This is a genomic window from Adonisia turfae CCMR0081, from assembly GCF_011009555.1.
In the GTDB taxonomy this organism is placed as follows: domain Bacteria; phylum Cyanobacteriota; class Cyanobacteriia; order Phormidesmidales; family Phormidesmidaceae; genus Leptothoe; species Leptothoe turfae.
The window spans coordinates 7,051,933-7,074,602 of record NZ_QXHD01000004.1; the positions used below are offsets into that span (position 1 = coordinate 7,051,933).

General features: G+C 47.4%; 25 protein-coding genes. 11 read left to right on the forward strand and 14 right to left on the reverse strand.

Features of this window, described 5'->3' with window-relative positions; genetic code table 11:
* Window positions 1-51: 51 nt before the first annotated feature.
* The 5 genes from DXZ20_RS34090 to DXZ20_RS34110 all read right to left on the reverse strand — a co-directional run bounded on the left by DXZ20_RS34090 (window position 52) and on the right by DXZ20_RS34110 (window position 4,618).
* Complete coding sequence (locus DXZ20_RS34090; RefSeq protein ID WP_163703020.1) at window positions 52-732, reverse strand: DUF1877 family protein; 681 nt, start codon at window positions 730-732, stop codon at window positions 52-54.
* A 146-nt stretch (window positions 733-878) separates the two neighbouring features.
* The gene (locus tag DXZ20_RS34095) at window positions 879-1,496 is read right to left on the reverse strand and encodes a flavin reductase family protein (protein ID WP_163703021.1); all 618 of its coding nucleotides are present in this window, start codon (window positions 1,494-1,496) and stop codon (window positions 879-881) included.
* A gap of 134 nt (window positions 1,497-1,630) precedes the next feature.
* Window positions 1,631-2,440 carry an inositol monophosphatase family protein gene (locus DXZ20_RS34100; RefSeq protein ID WP_163703022.1) on the reverse strand — a complete coding sequence of 270 codons (810 nt, stop codon included), beginning with the start codon at window positions 2,438-2,440 and terminating at the stop codon, window positions 1,631-1,633.
* Between the two features lie 4 nt (window positions 2,441-2,444).
* A complete protein-coding gene (locus DXZ20_RS34105; RefSeq protein WP_163703023.1) occupies window positions 2,445-3,896 on the reverse strand; it encodes a BCD family MFS transporter in 1,452 nt (483 codons plus the stop codon).
* A 284-nt stretch (window positions 3,897-4,180) separates the two neighbouring features.
* Entirely contained in the window at window positions 4,181-4,618 is a 438-nt protein-coding gene (locus DXZ20_RS34110; protein ID WP_163703024.1) for an Hsp20/alpha crystallin family protein, read from the reverse strand.
* 262 nt (window positions 4,619-4,880) lie between these two features.
* On the opposite strand from DXZ20_RS34110, the gene DXZ20_RS34115 reads away from it, so the two are divergent.
* Window positions 4,881-5,672 (forward strand): SDR family NAD(P)-dependent oxidoreductase, encoded by a 792-nt coding sequence (locus DXZ20_RS34115; RefSeq protein WP_163703025.1) that lies wholly within the window; start codon window positions 4,881-4,883, stop codon window positions 5,670-5,672.
* 10 nt (window positions 5,673-5,682) lie between these two features.
* On the opposite strand, the gene DXZ20_RS34120 is transcribed toward DXZ20_RS34115, so the two are convergent.
* Window positions 5,683-6,003: a hypothetical protein gene (locus DXZ20_RS34120; RefSeq protein WP_163703026.1), complete on the reverse strand. Its 321-nt coding sequence runs from the start codon at window positions 6,001-6,003 to the stop codon at window positions 5,683-5,685.
* Between the two features lie 192 nt (window positions 6,004-6,195).
* Between DXZ20_RS34120 and map the strand changes: the two genes are divergently transcribed.
* The 3 genes from map to DXZ20_RS34135 all read left to right on the forward strand — a co-directional run bounded on the left by map (window position 6,196) and on the right by DXZ20_RS34135 (window position 8,663).
* A complete protein-coding gene (gene map, locus DXZ20_RS34125) occupies window positions 6,196-7,014 on the forward strand; it encodes a type I methionyl aminopeptidase (protein ID WP_284681703.1) in 819 nt (272 codons plus the stop codon).
* A 35-nt stretch (window positions 7,015-7,049) separates the two neighbouring features.
* Window positions 7,050-7,592 (forward strand): hypothetical protein, encoded by a 543-nt coding sequence (locus tag DXZ20_RS34130; RefSeq protein ID WP_250566026.1) that lies wholly within the window; start codon window positions 7,050-7,052, stop codon window positions 7,590-7,592.
* 324 nt (window positions 7,593-7,916) lie between these two features.
* A complete protein-coding gene (locus DXZ20_RS34135; RefSeq protein ID WP_163703027.1) occupies window positions 7,917-8,663 on the forward strand; it encodes an SDR family NAD(P)-dependent oxidoreductase in 747 nt (248 codons plus the stop codon).
* 52 nt (window positions 8,664-8,715) lie between these two features.
* On the opposite strand, the gene DXZ20_RS34140 is transcribed toward DXZ20_RS34135, so the two are convergent.
* Both DXZ20_RS34140 and DXZ20_RS34145 read right to left on the reverse strand, forming a co-directional pair.
* On the reverse strand, window positions 8,716-9,303 hold the full coding sequence (locus DXZ20_RS34140) for a protein kinase family protein (protein ID WP_163703028.1): 588 nt from the start codon (window positions 9,301-9,303) through the stop codon (window positions 8,716-8,718).
* Between the two features lie 322 nt (window positions 9,304-9,625).
* A complete protein-coding gene (locus DXZ20_RS34145; protein ID WP_163663361.1) occupies window positions 9,626-10,552 on the reverse strand; it encodes a glycosyltransferase family 2 protein in 927 nt (308 codons plus the stop codon).
* Between the two features lie 197 nt (window positions 10,553-10,749).
* On the opposite strand from DXZ20_RS34145, the gene DXZ20_RS34150 reads away from it, so the two are divergent.
* Window positions 10,750-11,958 (forward strand): argininosuccinate synthase, encoded by a 1,209-nt coding sequence (locus DXZ20_RS34150; protein ID WP_163703029.1) that lies wholly within the window; start codon window positions 10,750-10,752, stop codon window positions 11,956-11,958.
* Window positions 11,959-12,054: 96 nt separating this feature from the next.
* Here DXZ20_RS34150 and ruvC read toward each other — a convergent pair whose 3' ends face one another.
* Window positions 12,055-12,549, reverse strand: coding sequence for a crossover junction endodeoxyribonuclease RuvC (gene ruvC / locus DXZ20_RS34155; protein ID WP_163663357.1), 495 nt, complete (start codon window positions 12,547-12,549; stop codon window positions 12,055-12,057).
* Window positions 12,550-13,629: a magnesium chelatase ATPase subunit I gene (gene bchI, locus DXZ20_RS34160; protein WP_348918748.1), complete on the reverse strand. Its 1,080-nt coding sequence runs from the start codon at window positions 13,627-13,629 to the stop codon at window positions 12,550-12,552.
* Between the two features lie 158 nt (window positions 13,630-13,787).
* Here bchI and msrP point away from each other — a divergent pair, with 158 nt between their 5' ends.
* Window positions 13,788-14,771, forward strand: coding sequence for a protein-methionine-sulfoxide reductase catalytic subunit MsrP (msrP, locus tag DXZ20_RS34165; RefSeq protein WP_163703709.1), 984 nt, complete (start codon window positions 13,788-13,790; stop codon window positions 14,769-14,771).
* On the opposite strand, the gene DXZ20_RS34170 is transcribed toward msrP, so the two are convergent.
* The gene (locus tag DXZ20_RS34170) at window positions 14,768-15,199 is read right to left on the reverse strand and encodes a GNAT family N-acetyltransferase (protein ID WP_163703030.1); all 432 of its coding nucleotides are present in this window, start codon (window positions 15,197-15,199) and stop codon (window positions 14,768-14,770) included. The genes msrP and DXZ20_RS34170 overlap by 4 nt on opposite strands.
* Here DXZ20_RS34170 and DXZ20_RS34175 point away from each other — a divergent pair.
* Window positions 15,192-15,473: a hypothetical protein gene (locus tag DXZ20_RS34175; RefSeq protein WP_250564899.1), complete on the forward strand. Its 282-nt coding sequence runs from the start codon at window positions 15,192-15,194 to the stop codon at window positions 15,471-15,473. The two genes, DXZ20_RS34170 and DXZ20_RS34175, sit on opposite strands and share 8 nt — an antisense overlap.
* Before the next feature lie 168 nt (window positions 15,474-15,641).
* Here DXZ20_RS34175 and DXZ20_RS34180 read toward each other — a convergent pair whose 3' ends face one another.
* Window positions 15,642-16,046: a hypothetical protein gene (locus tag DXZ20_RS34180; protein ID WP_163660576.1), complete on the reverse strand. Its 405-nt coding sequence runs from the start codon at window positions 16,044-16,046 to the stop codon at window positions 15,642-15,644.
* Between the two features lie 929 nt (window positions 16,047-16,975).
* Here DXZ20_RS34180 and DXZ20_RS34185 point away from each other — a divergent pair.
* The 3 genes from DXZ20_RS34185 to DXZ20_RS34195 all read left to right on the forward strand — a co-directional run bounded on the left by DXZ20_RS34185 (window position 16,976) and on the right by DXZ20_RS34195 (window position 18,992).
* Window positions 16,976-17,314 (forward strand): hypothetical protein, encoded by a 339-nt coding sequence (locus DXZ20_RS34185; protein ID WP_006518245.1) that lies wholly within the window; start codon window positions 16,976-16,978, stop codon window positions 17,312-17,314.
* A 117-nt stretch (window positions 17,315-17,431) separates the two neighbouring features.
* A complete protein-coding gene (locus tag DXZ20_RS34190; RefSeq protein WP_163660578.1) occupies window positions 17,432-17,902 on the forward strand; it encodes a YchJ family protein in 471 nt (156 codons plus the stop codon).
* Between the two features lie 340 nt (window positions 17,903-18,242).
* Window positions 18,243-18,992: a COP23 domain-containing protein gene (locus DXZ20_RS34195; protein ID WP_163660581.1), complete on the forward strand. Its 750-nt coding sequence runs from the start codon at window positions 18,243-18,245 to the stop codon at window positions 18,990-18,992.
* A 148-nt stretch (window positions 18,993-19,140) separates the two neighbouring features.
* On the opposite strand, the gene DXZ20_RS34200 is transcribed toward DXZ20_RS34195, so the two are convergent.
* Window positions 19,141-20,133, reverse strand: a complete 993-nt coding sequence (locus DXZ20_RS34200) for a cysteine synthase A (protein ID WP_163703031.1) — start codon at window positions 20,131-20,133, stop codon at window positions 19,141-19,143.
* 103 nt (window positions 20,134-20,236) lie between these two features.
* Window positions 20,237-21,193, reverse strand: coding sequence for an ABC transporter substrate-binding protein (locus DXZ20_RS34205; RefSeq protein ID WP_163703032.1), 957 nt, complete (start codon window positions 21,191-21,193; stop codon window positions 20,237-20,239).
* Window positions 21,194-21,350: 157 nt separating this feature from the next.
* Here DXZ20_RS34205 and DXZ20_RS34210 point away from each other — a divergent pair, with 157 nt between their 5' ends.
* Complete coding sequence (locus DXZ20_RS34210; RefSeq protein ID WP_163703033.1) at window positions 21,351-22,667, forward strand: ATP-binding protein; 1,317 nt, start codon at window positions 21,351-21,353, stop codon at window positions 22,665-22,667.
* Window positions 22,668-22,670: the final 3 nt, after the last annotated feature.

The window sequence follows — 22,670 nt, forward strand, 5'->3', positions numbered from 1 at the left end:
AGTCGTCAAAATTTAGCGCTCATTCCCCTCAGGCATGAGTAAATTTTTAATTCAGATTATTGTAGCGAGGATAACCTGCTCTTTCTCAGCTGCTTCTGCGAAACATCTTTTGAATTCTTGACTAGCTTTACGACAGTCTTCAAGCCAGTCCTCTGGAGCATATACCGAAGTATCAAAGTGATGAAGTAGTTCATCTACTCTGATTTTGCAAAGGATCTGTGCAATTTCCTTCACTTGTCCTGAGGTGAGATAACGTAGATTACTTGAATTTATGTGCTCACCTCCCCAAATAGCCAAGTCAGCTAGTTGAGTATTTAAAGGAAATTTTATTTCCAAGACCTTCAAAAGGCATGAATGAACTAGTCTGTCAATTCGTGTGCCAAAGTAAATCTTTCTCTGTGCGAGAAGTGGATCCTCTGCTTTAAATTGTTCCAAAAGTTGTTCTAGAAGATCACAGTATGTGTTTAAATCTTTTCCAGGTGTAAAAGGAAATAGACGCTTGTCTTCGCTACCGTTGAATGCTTCGTAGTCCTCTTCATAGTCTTGAATAAATACATCTATTGTTGGTTCTCGGAAATAGTCAGGATCGGACGTGGGAAGTGCATTGAACCATAAAAACATGCCACTTCCATAGCTCCATATCTCCTTAATCAATATTTGTAGCTTTTCATTACTACGAATCTGCTCAAGTAATTCAATAGGAATAGCTTGCTTTACGATAGAGTGTGACATTTAAGAAGCCTTACATAGAAAAAGCCCTGAATAGTGAGAAAATAATTCAAGAGTTTATTCATATTGCACAATAGCTCAAATATTGGAGGTTTAGATAACTCTTTGATGCATTATGAAGCTGTTTAGCCTTATGTCAGGAGAGAAAATTAATTGGCTAAACCATTTGGAATAGTGAATTGTCGTTCTGTATAGCAATAATTATTCCCAGCCATGCGCCCAATGGGAGCCAACTTTTGAGTATCAACGTGATGGTTCTCATCTATCAAGTCATCACGTACAAACCAATGGACTACCTGGCCAATGACTAAATTAAACGTCCCAATCGGCACAATTTGCATAGTGCGACATTCAAATGCAACAGGAGATTCTGCAACCCTTGGCGCTTTCACCACCTGGCTAGGAACTGTTGTCAGGTCAATATGGTCAAACTCAGAATCACCATAGGGTAGCGGTTCTGATGCCTCAGCCACCTGACGAATGTACGGCGCTACTGCCAAGTTGATTACATACTCACCCACACCACCTTCAGAGACAGGACGTACATTGCGCAACGTGTCTTTTGCCGAACCGTCTGACTTTGGGGCAACGCTAAAGGCTAATGCCAGAGGGTTATGTCCCACTGCATTGAAATAGGAAAAGGGCGCTAAATTTGTTTTTCCGGTGGTTGAGATGCTGGAAACAAAAGCAATAGGTCGGGGCACCACTGTCCCAATCAGCAATTTGTAGCGAGATGGTGGATCGAGTGCTTCAGGATTGATTTCCATAGAGGGGCATGGACTAGTAGTACCAACTACTCCAAATTAGATTGAATATCATCGAATAAATCATAAAAGAATCAAAATGGCTTGACTATGGCAGGTGAGCTGCAATAACTCTTTCAAAAGTCTCGCCTTAAAACTTACTGTCGGATCACATTTACTAATGGTTTAAAGAGTTCTGTTAGCTCTTGTCGGGCGCTTAGTAATGTAGGAAATGGACGATTGCCATAGTTTTGACCAATCTTTAAAGGAAAAATATCTATGTCCTCTAAGGGAGTCCAGGCTGCGCCAGCCGCTTGAGTGATGGCCCAGACAGCGGCGATATCCCAAATTTTGGGTGTGGCTTCTACTGCCCCTAAGCTAATGCCTGCGGCTACGGTCAGTAAGTTATAGGTGGCTACGCCCAGCATGCGAATTTTGCAGGGGAAGGGGTTTTGTAATATTTTGAGGCTGCGGGCACAGAGGCTGAAGAATTGACTACCTGCAACATTGTCTGACGATGTATGAATAGGTTCGCCATCGAGAAAAGCACCACTGGGTCCCTCCAGACCGGAGGTGCCCATAAAGAACCCATGGAACCGCTGATCCAGCGTTGGAATGTACACATGGCCAAAAACTGGTGTGCCTTTGTATAACAGGCCTAAGGAAATTCCCCACAGAGGCACACCACGGGTGAAGTTTGTGGTGCCATCGATGGGGTCAATAATCCAGCAAAAGTCCTGTTCAGGAAAAATATGGGTGCCCTCTTCGCTCAGTACACCATGCTCTGGTAACTCTTTTTGTAACCGTCGCCGCAGTTCACCATCAGCCCACTTGTCTGATTGGGTTACCAGACTGCCGTCGGCTTTTTCTTCTGCTGTAGCCTTACCAAAATCTTTGAGTAACTGCGCACCGACAACGGTGGTTGCAGTTTCAGCGATGGTGAGAATGTGCTGCCAGTCTGGGGTCATGGGGTTAGTCCATATCACTTTCTAGGGCGGTTGCGATCGCACTCTTTGCAGTGGTCTGAAACTCGCGAATGTTCACACGACTGACAATGGCTACCGCAACTAACATACCAACTGCCTGCGTACCAAAAACCAAACCATAGGCAGGCAGCAGCTGCGATTCAGGCACTGGGCCACCCGCAATAGTTTCAACAATACGTTTGCCTAAGGAAAGTAAGCTGCCACCTAGCACTGTAGCCGTGCCTCGGGCAATGGCCTGGGCTAACCCCCAAGCACCAATAAAGGTACCAGCTACTTCTGTTACGGTTAAGTCCAACATCAGCAAGATTGAACCTGTCGTTAAAACCCCAGAAGCCAAGCCAAATAAACCCACACCTAACATCAGCTGTTGAGGATTCCCCGTGGTACCAAAGACAATTAACAGAATTAAGCAAAAGGCAGCCCACCAACAGCCAAATTTAATGGTGCGCTTTTTACCCAGTCGAGGAGCCAACCAAAAGCCAGTTGCGACAATGCCAAACAGAGTACCCATGCCAAAGTAAGCATTGAGCTGGGTAGTTTCGGCAATTGACATACCAAAAATCTGCCCGCCGTAGGGCTCCAAGACGGCATCCTGCATAAACAGACTGAGACTGAGTACGAGCAAAAATACAAAGAACAACCCAGTCTGACGGCTGGCGGTTAACACCTTTAAAGCCGCTCCAAACGTAATCTGATCGTCTCGCTGACGTGTGCGTTCTTTCAAGCGTGAATATTTTTTCTCAATGCCAAAGGTACTAATAATCGCAATCCCACAGACAATGGCAGGCGCAATGATAAACAACCGATTAATCGGGCTCCGTAGTGCATCAAGTGTGGGGGCATCACCTAAAAATCTGAGGACAATGTTGGTGATGATTACGCCTGAGACGATGCCCACCATCAACATACCCCAGCCGATTCCCACTAGCTTAGACTGGGTTTTTTCATCCGACACATCCACCAATAAGGCTGTGAAGGGGGTAGACGTGGAGGCTAAGGCCAAACCATAAAGGGCAAAGATCAAGGCTAGTAGGCCAACCCAAGGATAGACATCAATAGTCCAGCCTGCAGTTTCAATGCGACTACCAATTTGCCAAACAATTTGGACAGCGCCAAAGGCCATCACCGCCATGGAAACAATGCCCAACCATATGTAACCGCTGCGATGGTAGCCAAAAAGTGGCTTAGAGTCGGACATCTGACCGATCCATACACGGGCTGGGGCCATAAATTGATGGACTGCGATCGCACCCGCCGCAATCAAGGGAGGCATACTCAGCTCAGTAATCATGACGCGATTCAGCACCCCCAGTGTGAGCAATGACATAATGCCAAGCCCCATATTGAAAATGCCCAGCCGTAGCATCGTGAATAGGCCAAGTTTAGGAATAGCGGTGTCAGAAGCCGTATAGCTATTGGTCAGATCTGGACTGCTCATAGCCGTCGATTTTGCTCAAAGGATTTACTAATACGCAATACTCAGCTTAAACGCCAACAGCCCTTAACGCGTAACCTTTAGTTCCCAATCTATAACCCCGTAGGGGCTCCCCTGGTGGGTGCCCTGCCAAAATGTTTGCCCAGCAACCAACATCGCAATAAAAAAAGCGGCAGGTATTACCTGCCGCATAGCCAAACTAGGAGAGTTAGAGAAGAGTCATAGAGAATGGGTCAGGCGTGATTAGGTATTCCCAACTAAACACGCCTGTATACAACTAGAAGACGTTATTCAGCAGCTGTGTCAGCAACATTTACCTTAACTACCTGGTTACGAACTTCGGCAGCTTTAGGGACATGTATTGTCAAAATGCCATTGCTGTAGTCAGCTTTCACTTGCTCATGATCAACTGCTACAGGTAGATTGACTACACGCTGGAAGCTACCATAGCGACGCTCGCGACGGAGGATCTGCTGATCATCGCCAACCTCAGTAGCCGTACGCTCACCTGAAATAGCAATGTGCTTGCGGCTGGCTTCGATATTAATATCGTCAGCCTTGATGCCCGGTAGAACCACCTCTAGGACATAATCATCACCAGCATCAACGAGATCAACGGCGGGAATCCAATCTGTTGTTGTGGGGGTGAGATCCTCAAAAATGTTATCGAGCTGTTGTTTGATGGTTTCGATTTCTTGAAAAGGTTGCCAGTAGCGTACGATCATGTGTTGTTTCCTCAGTTCTCGATTGTGTTGTGTCGTAGCAGAAGAGAGACTGTTGTCTGTCTGTTGAACCTCTTCGCTTGCCTTACAGTCACTATGATGCCGTAATGCTTTGACTGTACCCAGGGGAGAGAACCCTACCCGAAATTAGGGCTTGCCGAAGAGATATTGCTGCCCAAATAGAATGGGGTGAAGAGAACCCTAATAGTTGGATCGGTTGGCCGTATCTTAGGGCTATGGTGGAGAAGAAATAGAGCTAAAACCTATGGCAAAAACAGCATTAATTACGGGCGCATCTGGTGGAATTGGATACGAACTGGCTAAGGTTTTTGCCACGAACGACTACGATCTGATTTTGGTGGCTCGCAGCACCGATAAACTACAGCAAATTCAAGCTGAGCTTACGCAGTCCAATAATGTGCAGGCCCATGTGATCAGTTTTGATCTGAGCCAACCCGAATCCCCACCGAAGCTATTTGAGCAAGTCCAGCAGCAAGGTCTGACAGTAGATGTTCTAATCAACAACGCAGGCTTTGCCGATTATGGTCCCTTTGCCGACTGTAATTGGGCTAAACACAGTGCCCTATTGCAGCTTAATATGGTCACCTTGACCCATTTGACACGGCTGTTTTTGCCGCCGATGTTGGAGCGGGGCTACGGCAAAATTCTCAATGTGGCATCAACGGCTGCATTTCAGCCTGGTCCCTATATGGCCGCCTACTACGCCAGTAAGTCCTATGTCATGTCGTTTACTGAGGCCTTAGCCCATGAAGTCAAGGGGACAGGGGTGACGGCCATGGTGCTGTGTCCTGGCCCGACCCGTGGTACTGACTTTCAAGCTCGGGCCAATCTGGGCGATATAGAGTTCTTTAAGCAGCTAAAGCTACCCAATGCTACAGATGTGGCTCAGTTTGGCTATGATGCCTTAGGGCGTAACCAGGTGGTGGCTGTTCATGGTATTTTCAACCGTCTATTGGTGTTTACCAATCGTCTGATGCCCCGTCAGGCAGTGACTGACACCATTGGGCGGTTACAAGAGCCTAAGGAAAGCGTATAGATCGTAATTCTTAGGGGCGGATATTTTTATTGATCGTAAACGAGATGGATGGAGCGGCTTGGGTACGGGGTTGAGCTGGAGGGGCCGTTGCTGTGGTGGGTTGTGCGGCTTCTGCGGCATCGAGTGGCGTTGAGTTGCTGGTGTCAGCAGCGAGCGTCGTTGAAGCCGATTGGATAAGTTTGGGGGCGGTGTTGCTTGCGATCGCAAGCCCTATCCCTGCTAACACCGACATCGGCAGTGCAAAATCCGCCAGCCAATGTAGCCCGGTTACCCAGTTAAACAGTTCGATCCCTACGTATAAACAGACAATGCAGATTGCCCAGAAGTGCATTCTTCTTTACCAATGCTTTAACGTCGTCCCTTTGTATCACATCCCTTGAAATATAAATCTGAATTCCCAACCCTTGATTCTCTATAGGTATGACTCCTAATTTTTAATCAATTTTTCATTATCTAGCGGCTAGAGGATGGCAATAGCGCTAGAGTGAGGTAAGTGGGGTGACGCCCATTCGATAGACAACCATTGAACGAAACTATTGTGGACGCTGCTTTCAAAGGAATCATTCGGCTATCAAAACGGGAAATTGAACAGATGCGTAAGGCTTGCCAGCTAGCTGCGCGTCTATTGGATCACCTTGAGCCAATGGTTAAACCCGGTGTTAGCACCCTGGAACTTAATGACGAGGCTGAGCGTTGGACCCAGGCTCATAATGCCAAGAGTGCTCCCCTGGGATACCCTGGTGGCGAGGGCGTTGAGCCATTTCCCAAGTCTATCTGTACCAGCGTCAACGAAGTCGTTTGTCATGGTATTCCTAATGCCAAGCAAATTTTGCAAGACGGTGACATTATCAACATTGACGTCACCCCCATTTTGAACGGTTACCATGGCGATACCTCCCGTACCTTCTTAGTGGGCGATGTCTCACCCCAAGCGCGCCGATTAGTGGAGGTCACCCAAGAAAGTATGTACCGTGGGATCAAAGCCGTTAAACCCGGTGCCCGCATTGGTGATATCGGGGCTGCCATTCAGACCTACGCGGAAGCAGAAGGGTTTTCTGTGGTGCGTGACTTTGTCGGGCACGGCGTCCACCGCATTTTTCATACAGAACCTCAAATCCCTCACTACGGTACAGCTGGCAAAGGGAAAAAGTTGGCAACCGGTATGGTATTTACCATTGAACCCATGATTAATGTGGGTACCTATGACGTTGAATTATTGGCTGATGGCTGGACTGCCATTACCAAAGATCGAGCTCTAACCGCTCAGTTTGAACACACAGTTGTGGTGACTAAAGAAGGGGTAGACATCTTGACCCAGTTACCTGTGGCAGCAGCGGTTTAAGTACAGTTACTGCCTCAATTCATACGCTCAAGCCCATGCATAGAGTTTTATATTTACTTTTACTTTTGCCGATGTTGGCCTGTACGGGATCTCCAGATCCCAGTAGGCTAGACTCTGCACCGACTCCTGTACCTGAGACAGTGGCTGAACCTGTGGTTGAACCTCTTTCGACAAACCCTACCGATGCTAGCGGTCTCCCTGTGGCTGATATAGACGCAGTCGCCGTTACTGGTGAAGCAGGCAACTACACATTTGCCGTAACCATTAGCAGTGCTGATACCGGGTGTGAGCAGTATTCTGATTGGTGGGAAGTGGTTGATGCTCAATCAGGCGATCTCATTTATCGACGTATTTTGGCCCACAGTCATGTCAATGAGCAGCCGTTTACCCGCAGTGGTGGACCTGTTGCCATTGAGCCCGATCAAAGGGTCGTCATTCGAGGGCATATGGGGGGGCTACAGAGTCATTATGGTGGTCAGGCGCTGGGCGGTAGCGTGGAGTCTGGCTTTCAACCCGTTGAGGATTCTTTACCCAGCTTAGAGACTGTTGAACCTCTACCAAAAGGCTGCGCTTTTTAGAGGCCCAGCGTTGCTTAGGCGCTTGCAGCTAAGTAACCACCCATTTCCCATCCACAGCCCTAGCCTGGGACTTTATTGCTGGGTAGTCCCCCTAGTGGGATAACTATCGGCCATATTGAGCAACCTCAATTGTTTCAGGCCTCATGTACTGACAGCCTCATGTACTGACATAGGAACTGTTGCTAGAAAATCTCTTTTTTCTTTTTTACAAAGAATCTCTTTGTTACATTTTAAGTTCTCTTTTCTTACAAATTAACCACCCTATAATGCCTTAAGATTTCAAAGCATAGAATCTTTTTAACTGGCCAGGACACGGGGTTAATAATGTTGCTGAAAAACCGCGTTGCTCTCATTACATCAGGAGACTGTCGAGTAGGGCGTCGAATGGCCAGCTTGTTGGCACGTCATGGGGCTAGATTAGTTCTTTGTGGCATCAATAAAGCCCATGGTGACAAACTGGTTCATCGTTTAGAACAACAAGGCGCTAAGGCGAGATTTTTTCTAGTGGATGTGGCTGTGTCCAATGATGTGGAAACCGTCATTAAAGATGCGATCGCTACATTTGGTCGTATTGATATTTTGTGTAATAACGCTAGTTTTAGCCTCTTAGGGAATGAAGCCTCTGTTCTAGATCTCACTACAGAATCATGGGAGCATATCGTTGGCCTAAGTTTGCAAGGAGCCTTTCTGTTCAGCCAGTATGCTTTGCCGTTTTTGCAGCGTTCGGCCACGGGGTCAATTATCAACATTGTGCCCTATCCCCATAAAGGAATGCACGTTGTAGAGGGAATAAGCCGGGGTTGGATGATGGCAATGACCCGTGACATTGCCGACGGCACTACTCAGTCAGGAGTGCGAGTTAATTTAATTTGGCCCCATGTAGCCGTCAGTGGAGCGACCCTATCGAGTTATCAGACTGCCCTTGCCCATAGGGTATTTCACATGGCTAAACGCGATAAAGATGCTGCCCGAGCCATCGCCCGAGCAACTCTATATCTGGCATGTGATGCTTCTGTAGATATTACGGGCGCAATGGTTATAGTGGATGCCGACTACCCGCAATGGACATAGTTTTTTCAGAAGGTTTGAGAGCAGTCGTTGGAAATATCCATCAAGTCTGCTACTAAGCAGCCAGATCATCTTGAACTTCTAATTCCCCTGTCCACACTTGTGTAAGCAGCTCAACACCAGCCTCACTTAGTAAAACGTCGCCTCCCTCATAATCAATGTCTTGGGCGGCACCCCCTGCAGCAATGACCAGATCTTCTATCCACAGATTGCAGGGAGTGAGGGGGGTAAGCTTGAGTAGCTGATCCAACTGCTGACATATTGCTGGTGGAAGATCCCGTTGGATGATTTGGTAGAGGGCAATTCCGGTGCGCTGTTCTATTCCACCGAGAACTTGATGCATATACCAAGCGGCTTCGTTCGTGGGGAGTTGTTCTAGCCGCTTTTGCAGTTTTTGTAGGACGGTTGCTAGAAAATCAACGCCGAGATGTTGATTCAGTCTTTGCACAGGACTATCTAAATCCCGTTCAATGACGTTAGAGATTTCATGCCAGTTAATATCGGGAAATGCAGTTTGCAGCAAAATAAAGCCGCGCTCGTTAATGTGACAAGTTCCTTGACTGAGGTCATAGGAGAAATCCTCCCCCGGTTGAGCCCCGGCTTCAATTAGCATACGAAATAGTTGAACGTTGTCAGAATTCATAATAAGAGCAGTTAGAGATGGTCGCTATACGTTTTTTAATATTTTGATTTTCATATCAACCTAGCTACTACGGATGAAGACTGGTGTATCTGTGGGTACAGAATCCTCAAAAGGATTATAAAATCAAGCCAAAAAATTGAGTTGTCAAAGTGTACGACGTGTATAGCTTTCCTGGTAGCGTATGAATACGTAGCTTGTGTCAGTTTCACCGTGCGTCTACGGAACCTAGGTTAAGCTTAAGTAGGCTTTATATACGATGCCTATCTAAATAATAGATAAATTTAAGTTAGTATAGCCTCACCCATAGGGGTACGCCTGCGCGCTATGGCTGCTCTCGATAGGCCGCATAGACAGCGTTGACGTTATACCAGTTCAGAAAAATGCGGGCGACTTCTAGGGAAAGCTGAGGACGTCCTTGGTCAATCAGCCACTGCAATAAAGGTTTGAGTGTGCGTTCGTTCAGCAGACCACCCAGGGAAAGCAGGCCCCATAGCAACCGATGTAACCAGGTCATTTGAATCATCATACGCACGTCCAGGGTGGGGTGTTTTTGATAAAACACGACGCCCATGCGTGCCCGCTGGATTTCTACATCAATGAGTCGGGGTAAATCGTCCAGGCTGAAGGGTGGATGCCAGTGATACCCTACGGCTTCCGGGCATTTGACTAGCTTTAGCCCTAAGTTTTTGAGGCGTACGCCCAGTTCTAAGTCTTCCCAGCCATATTGGGTGAACTGGGTATCAAATAATCCTGCTTCAGTGAGCCAATGTTTTGCGATCGCAACATTCCCTGTTGCAAAAAAGGCTTGGGAATAGTCCGTCACCTTAAAGGGTTCTGACGTAGGTTCGTCAAAATTGCAGGTATTCACCACTCGCCCATAGGTAAATACGCGGTCATTGCCCTGACTAGTGTAATGCTTGGTTAGGGCATCGGCATGGTGCTGTAAAAAGCCATCGAGCACCACTAAATCGCTATCGATAAAAATGATGGTATCGCCGATGGCCTTCTCTACTCCCAGGTTACGGGCAACGGCAGCGCCCCTGTGGTTTTGCTCGTAGAGTTTGACATGGGGAAATTGTTCAGACCGTAACCACTCAACGGTGCCATCAGTGGAGCCATCATCCACCACCACGATTTCATACCCTTTGATTTGTGTATTGGGGCGAACTATCTGGTGTTCCATGGCCCGCAGGCATTTTTCTAGAATGGGTCTGCGGTTGTATGCGGGAATAACAACACTGAAATACATGGATACATGATTAGGGGCATTGCCCTCTATGATAACGGTCTGGTCAGACTATCTCAGGCAAGTTTGTTGGCCTTCTCACTCTTGTCCGTAATAATTGGCGTGTCACGATTTAATCGCAAATATCAAGAATCTAGATACCTTGAGCCTTCTTAAACTGCAATAATAAATGGCTGTGATTTTATTTCTAGGTTAAAACTATGGGTCGGGCTGAACGGGTTGTACTAGCCTATTCTGGCGGTGTGGACACGACTGTGTGCATTCCCTACTTGAAAAATGAATTTGGCGTCAAAGAGGTCATTACTCTGGCGGCGGATCTAGGTCAGGGTGAAGAACTCGGCCCAATTCAGAAAAAGGCACAGGCCGCAGGCGTGAAGGAGTCGCTAGTGGCCAATGTGACCGAAACATTTGTGACGGACTATGCGTTTCCGGCAATTAAAGCCAATGCCCTCTATGAGGATCGCTATCCGCTGTCAACGTCCCTGGCCCGACCACTCATTGCCAAGGAACTGGTAGCTGCTGCGGAAAAATATGGGGCGGATGCAGTGGCCCATGGGTGTACAGGTAAAGGTAATGACCAGGTACGGTTTGATGTTGCGATCGCGGCCCTCAATCCCAACCTCAAAGTTCTGGCTCCTGCCCGCGAATGGGGCATGAGTCGTGAAGAAGCCATCGCCTACGGAGAGAAGTTTGGCCTCACCTTCCCAGTCAAAAAGTCTTCCCCTTACAGCATTGATCGCAACCTGCTAGGCCGCAGCATTGAAGCCGGTATCCTCGAAGATCCGTGGGCCGAACCCCCGGAAGAAGTGTATACCCTGACTAAGGCCATTGCCGATACCCCCGCCGAACCCGAGTACATTGAAATTAACTTTGAAAAAGGGATTCCTGTCGGCATCAACGACAACAGCCTGAGCCCGGTGGATCTGATTAGCCAGCTCAACGATATTGCAGGCAATCACGGCATTGGTCGTCTTGATCTGCTCGAAAACCGGCTGGTGGGTATCAAATCTCGCGAAATCTACGAAACCCCGGCTCTGATTACCCTACTTGCTGCCCACCGCGATCTTGAAAGTCTCACCCTGCTGGCCGATGTCACTCAATATAAGCGTGGCATTGAACAAACCTACAGCGAGCTTGTCTACAATGGTCTCTGGTTCAGTCCCCTTAAGGCAGCTCTTGATGCCTTTATCGACAAAACCCAAGAGCAAGTTTCTGGCACCGTTCGTCTAAAACTCTTCAAAGGCAATGCCACCATCGTGGGACGTAAATCCACTAACGCTCTCTACACAGAGGAACTAGCCACCTACGGCGCAGATGACCAGTTTGATCACAAAGCCGCCGAAGGCTTTATCTACGTTTGGGGTCTACCCACCCGTATTTGGTCAGAGAAAATACGCTCATCCTCATAATACCCAAATTTTGCCGGGGCATTCCTTGGTGGATGCCCCACTGTCTTAAATATCCCCTAATATTTAACATCCCCAATATTTTGGAATATTGTTGCTTCAACCTAAATTAAACCAACCCGTCATTGCAACGGCCAATGCATCAGCAGCATCATCTGGACGGGGAATCTTCTCAAGTTTTAATTCTCGCTTGACAGCTTCCTGTACATCTTGTTTATCAGCGTTGCCATAACCTGTAAGAGACTGCTTAATTTGGGCTGGGGTAAACTCCACAAAAGGTAATTTATGCTGGGCTAACACCAACATGACAACACCTCTCGCCTGGGCTACCAAAATTGTGTTGCCCATGCGATAAAAAAACAATTTTTCAATGGAAACAGAATCGGGATGATAAGTCTCAATCAAACTGTTGAGATCTTCGTAAATCGTACACAACCGTGAACCGACCTCGGTCCCTGCTGGAGTTTCGATAATACCAAAATCGACCACCGCGAGATCTGGTTTCAGATCTCGGGTGGTTGCTGGATCATATTCAAGAATGCCGAATCCTAAAATGGCTAAACCAGGGTCCAGTCCTAGGATTCGTTTGCGCATTTATCGAGCACCTACGGGAGTACGACCATTGGTAGACGGATCAGGGATAGTAACGCCAAAGACATTACCAAAGGTTTTCTCCACCTTGTATCCCGAGTCGATGGACTCCAGCGGATCTTTGCGCAGACGATGGCGCAGGCAAAGGGCAATCACTGTTTGGATATCGTCAAGGGTTACTTCAGTGCGGCCTTCGTAAGCGGCAAGCGCCTTCGCTGCCCGGTTAGATACAATATCGCCTCGCAGGCCATCCACATCTAGCTCAGAGCATACTTGAGACACTTGCAATTTATACTCTTTGTCAATGGTGACATCCTTGAGTCGTTGTTGTGCACTAACGATTTTGTCCTGCAAAGCCTTCTGCTCAGCATCGTACTTAGCCAAAAATGCGTCGGGGTCTTGGTCGAATTCAGAGCGCTGTTCCACAATCTGAACGCGCTGGACGGGGTCCTTCACGGTACGAATTTCAGCGTGCATGCCAAATCGGTCCAGCAGCTGAGGGCGAAGTTCACCTTCCTCAGGATTACCCGAGCCAATCAATACAAACTGGGCGGGGTGACGAATGGAAATACCCTCACGTTCTACGGTGTTACGTCCTGATGCAGCAGAGTCTAGCAGTACGTCTACCAGGTGGTCATCTAATAAATTGACCTCATCTACATATAGTAAGCCGCGATTAGCTTTAGCCAGCAGACCAGGTTCAAAAGCTTTAACACCCTCAGATAGTGCTTTTTCAATGTCAATAGTGCCGCATACACGGTCTTCAGTTGCACCCAGGGGAAGGTCCACCATGGGTACTTTCATGGTTCCTTTTGGAATAGACTGACCTTCGTACTCACGCTTAACCTCAGGATCTTGAGGCTCACGGTTAAACGGATCGTTCTCTACCACACTGATCTCAGGCAGCAGGTCTGCCAAGGCACGGATTGTCGTGGACTTGCCAGTACCGCGATCACCCATGATCATCACCCCGCCGATCTTAGGGTCAATGACATTCAAGATCAGGGCCAGTTTCATATCTTCTTGGCCGATTACCGCAGTAAAGGGAAAAACGGCGCGCCGGGTAGAGGTAGCAGTACTCACAGGGCTTCTTAAATGCAGGGTTATTTAACGACTAGGTTTTATTGTGCCACAGTGCGGTTCGCCTACTGCTGTCATTCAGTTTCTGCTCATTTAGGCCTCAGGTGCATACGTTAATCTATCAGCAGCTGCATTTGTCACGTTCTCTGTTCGCCGAAGTCATGAGCTTTATCCACATTCGTCCCAACTGGCAATTGCCTGAAAAATTCGCAACGTCAAAAGCTGCTTACCTAAACCGTCGTCGCTTTCTAAAGAACTTGGCTGGTGTGGGGCTGGGGATTGCGGCTACGAGCTGTACCGGTCGCCCTTTAACTGCACAAGGGACCGAGGAACTAGCCAGCACGTTTGGTGACCCCCTCAGTAATTTCACAACGAATTCGGTATTTGCAGATGCTGGGCGTTCGGTGACTAACCAATTATTTGCCAGTCGTTACAACAACTTTTATGAATTTGGCCTTACTAAGAATATCTGGTCGAATGCCCAAAGACTGCCCACAGATCCCTGGAAACTGGAGGTTTCAGGGTTAGTCAAAAACCCTAAAACCTATGATCTAGACGATCTCTATAATAGGTTTCCTCTAGAAGAACGCATCTATCGATTTCGCTGTGTTGAAGCGTGGGCCATGGTGGTTCCCTGGTTAGGGTTTCCCATGCGTAAAGTTTTAGAAGATGTAGAACCGACATCAGATGCCAAATTTGTGCGCTTTGAATCGTTCTATGACGAGAACATTACCGAAGGTCCCTCAATATCGTTCTCAAACTTACCTTGGCCTTATCACGAGGGGTTACGCATTGAGGAAATGGCCAATGACCTAGCCTTCTTTGCTGTGGGTATCTACGGTCGCACCATGCCCAAACAGCACGGTGCTCCGATTCGTATGGTGGTGCCCTGGAAGTATGGCTTTAAAGGCGCTAAATCCATTGTCAAAATCGAGTTCCTAGCAGAGCAACCAGCCACCTATTGGAATACAATTTCTCCCAACGAATACAAATTTGAGGCTAATGTTGAGCCTGACGTCCCTCATCCCCGCTGGTCACAGAAACGAGAACGCTTGGTGGGTGCAGGCGAAGCATGGGATTGGGAAAAGCAGGATACGTTGATTTATAACGGCTATGGTGATTATGTAGCTGACCTTTATGCCTAGGTGGGGAAAGTTTTGCTCATTTTGCAATGAACAATGCCAGCTTCTAAAAACTCAGGGCTCGTAATGTCATAGCCCAGGGATTGATAAAACGGGACTGCCATTTTCTGTGCATGGCACCATAGTTGAGATAGCTGATGGTCGCGACCAATAGATTCGATTTCTTCCATGATTCGCCGTCCCAGTCCTCGACGTCGAAAGCTAGGTAATACGGCTAGGCGACCAATTTTTCCATCATGACGGATGTCTAGGCGGGCTGTGCCTGCAGGGCAGCCGTCAACCAAGGCCAGTACATGCTTGGCAATGGGGTCACGGTCATCCATCTCAAGTTCTACAGGTACACCTTGCTCAGCTACAAATACGGTTTCGCGGATGGTACGAATGGCAGAATCGTAGGCCGAAAGTTCGCAACGGACAATTTCGATGGCCATAGAGAGGGCTGAATTGGGTTATAAAAAACGAGTGCCACGGTCACTTTGCCATATTATGCATATTGCTGACCCCGACTATATCAATCCTGTTTTTTCCTTTCCCTATCGCGGTGTGACGATCCAAATTACCCGTGGCACCTATCTGGGAGCAACGATTTATACAGCCTGGGTTGACTATGCTACAGGCAGTGCGGTAGCTGTACCCAAGGCCTATAGCCGAAGTGAAGCAATTAGACGCGCAAAGGATTGGGTTATCAAGAAATTTGTGTTCTGAATAAAAAACAATTAGTGAGTGATCAGCCACTGGCTTACCCACTAATTGTTTTCATGTGACAAGAATTAAATATCATTGCTGATTTAGGGATGAGTTGATCTAGCAAAATTACCTTAGCCCTCATATCTTGCAGATCAAATCCTCCCGAGGATAAGCAATGGTAATAATTTAGTCGATTGAGTCGGTTGATTCTTCAGTACTTACATCTTGAGCTGAGGAGGCATCTTCCTTCTTGTCTGGAATGAATAACTTTTCCAAACGTTCTTTCGACCAGCTTTCACTGACAAATGAGACGGCACTGATCTCTTCCAGACGCACTAGCCAAACGGTTCGGCGAGAGACTTCGTCGTCGGGCTCATCGTCTTCATCAGGCTCGTATACGTGAACATAAACGATTTCAACACAGGTATCGTCCAGGTATACAGGAACACCACTTAACCCCCCCCAAGGAAGGCGAACCTGAACTTCAGTGCCTTCTTGCATCGCCTCATCTAGACGCTGATGTAAACGCCCAGAATAGGACTGCTTTTTATTATCCCCAACGAGGTAAGGTCCTTGCCGATTAGTAGTCATGGCGATCCCTGTCAGCTAATGAACAAATTAAATTAATCAATAGTTACGTTGAGGTTGACCAACGCGTTCAAAATGCAGCTATCAAAATGCTACTGTTTCGTTATGGTTATAGATCGATAACGATTGAACTTTATTAGATCCCCTTATTAAAGGTTTGGTTTCTTATTTGAATTACATCGCTAAACATGGATTTAGGGGTATCTTAACTATGAGCTTAGGACGATCATCCTGTATATCTAGCTTACTCAGTTGGCTTAGGCGTGACAGTAAGTATTTCTGCACATTGTGGAAATAATCTATGGGGGGGGCATCTGCTCACCTGGCTAATGCTTTCAGGCAGCAAAATGTCAAATGTCTTTAGAATTTTGGGCGGATTAGGTTGGGGGGACCTAAATTACCTGTGGTTATTGATGCTTGCACCGTTGCAAATATTCATGGGCAATTTCCTAAAGATTGCCTAGATATGTGACACATATTATACACAGGCAGTATGTTGCTGATTTCGCAATTCTAGCTGATCTTTTTAAGAACGGTTTGCTTTGATTTAATTAGCTTTGATGGTTATTGAGAACAATCTTTTTGATTGGCCTTTACCCAGAGAAAAAGCTCTTGATATGTACGATTTGTCACATCTGTCAAAATTCGAGAGCGATACGTGAAATGGCCTATTAAAATGAGTCAATTCTGCAAATGTTCTTTAAGATTAAAGCAATCGAACAACCAGTTTGTAACCTGTCCTAGTAGTGGCTAGAGGCATGGAGCTGAACGCTACTGTAGTAGAAGTACATTGGGATATTATGGCGTTTGCCTTAAACCAGTACAGAAAAAAATTCCATAGGGGATGTAAACTCAGACTTACGGTTTCGAACTTTTTGTACTACAACTGTAGTATGTAAGTGTCCATTTTATATAATTCCTAAAAACGATTAATGAGCCTGAATACCAAGCTGCCCACTACTGATATGCAAGTCACTAGCATCCGTTTCGAGCGGGAGCTGATTGATAAGCTCAAAACCCTGGCAGGCAGTCGTGGGTATCAGTCACTGGTACGCGAGGTGCTGTGGGATTATGTGCGTCAACATTCCGATGATCCTGGCTTTCAGATACAGCGTCAGCAAATTCGTGCCATTATGGCTGCCGAAGCGCAACGTCGTGAGCGCTGTGCCCTAACTGGAGTCACCATTGAGCCTGAAGAGGAGATGTGGATGGCGTTTACAACGGATCATGAATTAGTGCCATTAAGTGTCGATAGCTTGGAAATAGACTAGAGTAGCGGTTTTGTGGCAAAAATTCTTGGTAGGACTACACCTGTTTGTGTATGGGGTTAGCCTTGTTCAACCCTATGTCTGGTAGTCTGGCGGCTATATGCTTCAATCTTGCCGTCAATGCTTTTAAATCTTTGCCCTTGTGGAAGTGGATCTGCCTATGCCAGGTGCTGTGAGCCCTATTTGATAGGGGGCGATGTAGCACCTACGGCAGAGGCTTTAATGCGATCGCGATATACAGCCTATTGCGAGGGTAATGTGGATTATCTACTCGCTACCCATCATCCAACCAAGCGGACGTTTGACGATCGCATTAACCTGCTTAAAAGTATTAAGACTACGGTTTGGCAATCCCTGACCGTGGTCAGCACCCGCAAAGGCCGTGCTAATGACACCGTTGGCCAAGTGGAATTTATGGCCGTTCACAGCCAGCCAGAGTGGGGCCAACTGCATGAACGTTCCAGGTTTACCAAAGAAAAGGGTCGCTGGTTTTATCTAGATGGTGAGATGCTGCCGCCGATACTACCAAAACGTAATCAACCCTGTTGGTGTGGGAGCGGTAAGAAGTTTAAACATTGCCACGGTAAATAGATTGTGAAGTATGGGTTTTGAGTTCTAAGGAGCAAGCCATAAATAAATTCCAAAAGTAAATGCTGAAGAGACGTTCCATGGAACGTCTGTACATCCAAAATTTGGAAATTAATTAATTTTTGCTTCCTAAGTCACTTGCTTTACGGCAAGTTAGGGCCAAATAAAGGACGCCAACTCTCATAATTCATCATTCAAAACTAAGAACTATTAACCTCAACCTGTTTACTACAAACTACGTAGCCAATTTACGCACTGGCCCTCACTCGATACCCTCCTCATTACGCTACGTTAGTCTCAGTGAGGAGACATCGGCTAAGTTTACGGTAATAAGGAGCGAATCATGGGCTGGATGACAATGCCTCAGATTTCAGGTTTGAAAATTCTCCCCTTCTCCCATATCCTATCGATCACTAAGGTCAGCGTACTTGCCTTAAGTGTGACATTGGGGCCTACTCTGGGGGGTGGTTTGGTTTTAGCCAATGACGGTGAAGAGGCTCCTGAACCTGTTAGCTCTCGGTTTACCTGTGAGATTCAAGATGGTGAGTACACAGTCATGTATCGTCCCAAGAGTGAGCCTGGTCAAGCATATCCTTGGGCTGTGCCCGCAGAGATGGGTGGTGGCTGGACTCCTGAACGTCGTTGTGAGACTATTAGTGCCCGACTAGAGGAGTATCGTCCTGACGGTCTTGTCGAGCTACGTACAGATGTTGAAAATGGTTACAACACGGTGTGTGCGACTACTGAAGAATCATTAGAATCTTGCCGCATCGTCTTTACTGTACCCCCCGGTCAAGACCCAGTAGCAACACGGGATGCTGTCTTTTCTAACATTACCCTAGCGGATGCCGGAACAGGTACTAACGCAGTCAATACCTTTGTAGGTGGTGCAAGATTGCCCGAGACTGATTTGTTCGGAGTCGGGGCTTTGGATAGTGAGATTTTGGGAGCGGTGGATGAGATTTTTGGAGGTCGTTCCTCCACGCAGCATCACGGTATTTATCTGAAGCCTTATCTAGACCCTACAGATGGTGGTACTGGTGAGTATCTCAATCAGGCAGGTCGCAGTTTCAATCCTGACAATTTCCGTTAGGTATTAGTCCACACAGTTACATAAATGGGGGTGACACCATCGTGGTGTCGCCCCCATTAGGTTGTTACTCTGACTAGCTGAGCCAGCCATTTATATCTTTGTGCCCATAATCTTTGTGCTCATAGTTCATACCCTATTGGAGCCTGCCCTAATAGGGTGACAGTAACTGATCGGACCAAAGGCCTTTAGTCTCTAGCCATGCTCGGTTAAATATTTTTGACTGATAGCGAGAGCCACTATCACACAGTACGGTGACAATGGTGTGTCCGGGGCCTATTTGCTTAGCCAGGGCAACTGCTGCGCCTACATTGATACCTACGGATCCACCCATGTAGAGACCATCTTTATACAGAAGCTGATAAACCACGCGCAACGCTTCAGGGTCATCAATTTGAATGGCATCATCGGCAGGGGCTCCAGCCATGTTGCCGGTAACACGACCGTTGCCGATGCCTTCGGTAATAGAGTTGCCTTCAGCCTGGATTTCACCTGTTTTGACGTAGCTGTATAGACCGCTGCCCATGGGGTCGGCTACTACACACTTAATGTCAGGATTTTTTTCTTTAAGAAACATCGCGGTACCGGCATAGGTACCGCCGGTACCGGTTGCCGCAACCCAGGCGTTAATTGTGCCATCGGTCTGCTGCCAGATTTCGGGGCCAGTGGTTTCATAATGAGCCTGTCGGTTGGCCAAATTTTCAAACTGATTTGCCCAAATAGCATTGTCCATTTCTTCGGCTAGACGGCCCGATACTTTAACGTAGTTGTTGGGGTCGCGATACGGAACAGCTGGAACCGTGCGTACTTCTGCACCTAAGGTGCGGAGCAGATCAATTTTCTCTTTAGATTGTGTTTCGGGAATGATGATAACGCACCTGTAGCCCTTGGCATTACAGATGTGTGTTAGGCCAATACCGGTATTGCCAGCCGTTCCTTCAACAACGGTGCCACCGGGTTTGAGTAATCCTTTCTTTTCGGCGTCTTCAATAATGAAGAGAGCCGCTCGATCTTTCACCGAGCCACCGGGGTTAAGAAATTCAGCTTTACCTAAGATTTCACAGCCAGTTTCGTCGGAGAAGCTATTGAGCCGAATCAGCGGGGTGTTGCCAACGGTGCCAACAAAACCTTGCTTGATATCCATAGGAGCCTTCGTGCAGTAAACGTTGGTAATAATCAGTCTTTTTATCCTAATGGGGAATGGGACGTGGTTAACGGTGGAAAAGAATAAAAAGAAACGTAACGCCTTATGGCCAAAGGCTAAGGTCAATGGAGGTGGTTAACGGTGGCAGTGTATCAATTAAACCGGCCTGGGCAAGTTGCTGAGCAGAGTGCTGCCACCGTGTTGCATTGAGGGTGCCGATAGTCTGGTTACTGTTTTGTACATAGTTGGCAATAATCTTGAGGGATTGGGTTTGATAATCAAGATCTTGGTAGTTTGGTTCAACGTATTGCTCTACCAACAGACGGGCGGTTTGTTCGGGATGATTGATGGCCCAGTGCCAGCCTGCAAACGTGGCGGTCAAAAAGCGTTTTATGGTTTGGGGGTGCTTGGCGACTAACTGGGTAGGGGCAAAAATTACTTGGCTGTAAGCATCGAACCCGTAGTCATGGAAGGTCAACACTGTTGGTGATTGGCCCAGACGACGGGCAAAATCTAGGGGTTCATCCAGGGCATAGCATTGGACAGCATCGAATTCGCCATTGATTAGACGCTGATGCTTATTGCGATAGGGAATGGTGACAATATCGATTGGGTCTGAAGGGATATGATTTTGGGATAGAACCTGTTCTAAGGCTTTGCGCCCGTCGCTATGGACGCCAACGCGTTTGCCGGGTAGCTGTTGGAGCTGGCTGAGGCCTTTTTGGGGCAGACTCATGAGGGCTAACGGAGATGCTTGGAGCATGGTTGCGATCGCAACCACATCCACTCCCTGAGCCTGGGCTGCTAAAATCAGCGACTCCTCAGCACAGCCAAGGGTATGGGGCTGTGAAGCCACTGTTTTCACCACATCCAGATTGGGCGGTGCCGGCTTTAGGGTGACGGCCAGTCCCTGGCGGCGATACTCTCCATGGGCTTCTGCTACACAGAGTCCAGCAAATTGAGCATTGAGTCGCCAGTCGAGCTGCATGGTCAATGGCTGTGTCCTGCGCCAGGGAATTAGTCCGAGCCCAGCTTGCAAAAAAAGGCGACGCGATAGCACTCCTATCTCTCTCCATAACAATTACCTGGCCGCTTTACATCGTAAAGACATTTACCCTCAACCACATCTAAAACAAAGGGGGCATTGCCCAATTTTGAGTTTTGGTCATCGACAATCCGGGCAATCTAAACCCGTGGGTATGAAGTAGGAAAAGTTGATGGTTCAAGGCAGCGCAACCTTTGAAACCCTGGCGAATAGCCATCAGTTATGGACAACGCTATTCAACCATTTGAGCACAGCGATTCACCTTAAAACCCTTAAGGGAAAATGGCTCTATGCCAATGATGCCAGCTATCGCCTGTGGGAGCACGATCCGATCAGAGAGGTGAGGACCCAGCTTCCTCAGACCGATCGAGAGCTCTTGCCCCTGGCCCAAATCGCAGACTTTGCCCAGGCAGATGCCCAGGTCATTCGCCACGGAGACTGTATTGAATTCACAACGCGATACTCACGGCGCGCCAGCACAATTTTCGTTCGCAAATCTTTGATTTCATTGCTGCCAGGCAATCGGTTAATTTTGACCGAATGCCAGGATGTGACCCAATGTTATGAGCAGTCTGCCGCCGTTGGTCCTGAGGCTTTGGCAGATGCCTTACAAGAATTACAGCAAACCCAGCTACAGCTGGTGCAGAATGAAAAAATGTCCAGCTTAGGGCAACTAATGGCTGGAGTTGCCCATGAAATTAATAACCCCGTTAATTTCATCTATGGCAATATTCGCCATGCCCAATCCTACACAGAGGAACTCATGGATCTGATTGATGCCTATCGGTCTGAGCATACCCAGCCTACGGCTAGTGTGCAAGCTATGCTAGATGAGATCGATTTTGATTTTCTCTCTGCTGATCTACCTAAAGTATTAGCCTCTATGCAAGTGGGGGCTGAGCGCATTCGAGCAATTGTATCGTCACTACGCACATTTTCGCGCATGGACGAGGCGGAAATGAAAACTGTTAATCTCCATGATGGCATTAACAGCACGTTGATGATTTTAGAGCATCGATTTAAGGCTAATAACCAACGTTCTGGCATCGTTGTTCAAAAACAGTATGGTGATCTACCTGCCATTGAATGTTACGCAGGACAGCTCAATCAAGTTTTTATGAATCTCTTGACCAATGCTATTGATGCGTTAGAGGAGACCATTGACCACAATGCTACACCCCTGGAAATTAAGATTTCGACTCGGTTAGAGCAGCAGCAGGCAATTGTTGCTATTCATAACGGTGGACCAGGCATTCCACCTCATATTCAGGCACGGCTGTTTGATCCTTTTTTCACGACTAAGCCGGTGGGCAAGGGGACGGGTATGGGGCTGTCCATTAGTTATCAGATCATTCATGAACGGCACCATGGCCAGTTAACCTGTGAGTCCAGCGATGCCACAGGGACAACATTTACAATTGCAATTCCCGTGAAGCAATGTTCCTGTACTATGGCACGAAAAAAGGATGCCCCAGTGGAGCATCCTTGATGG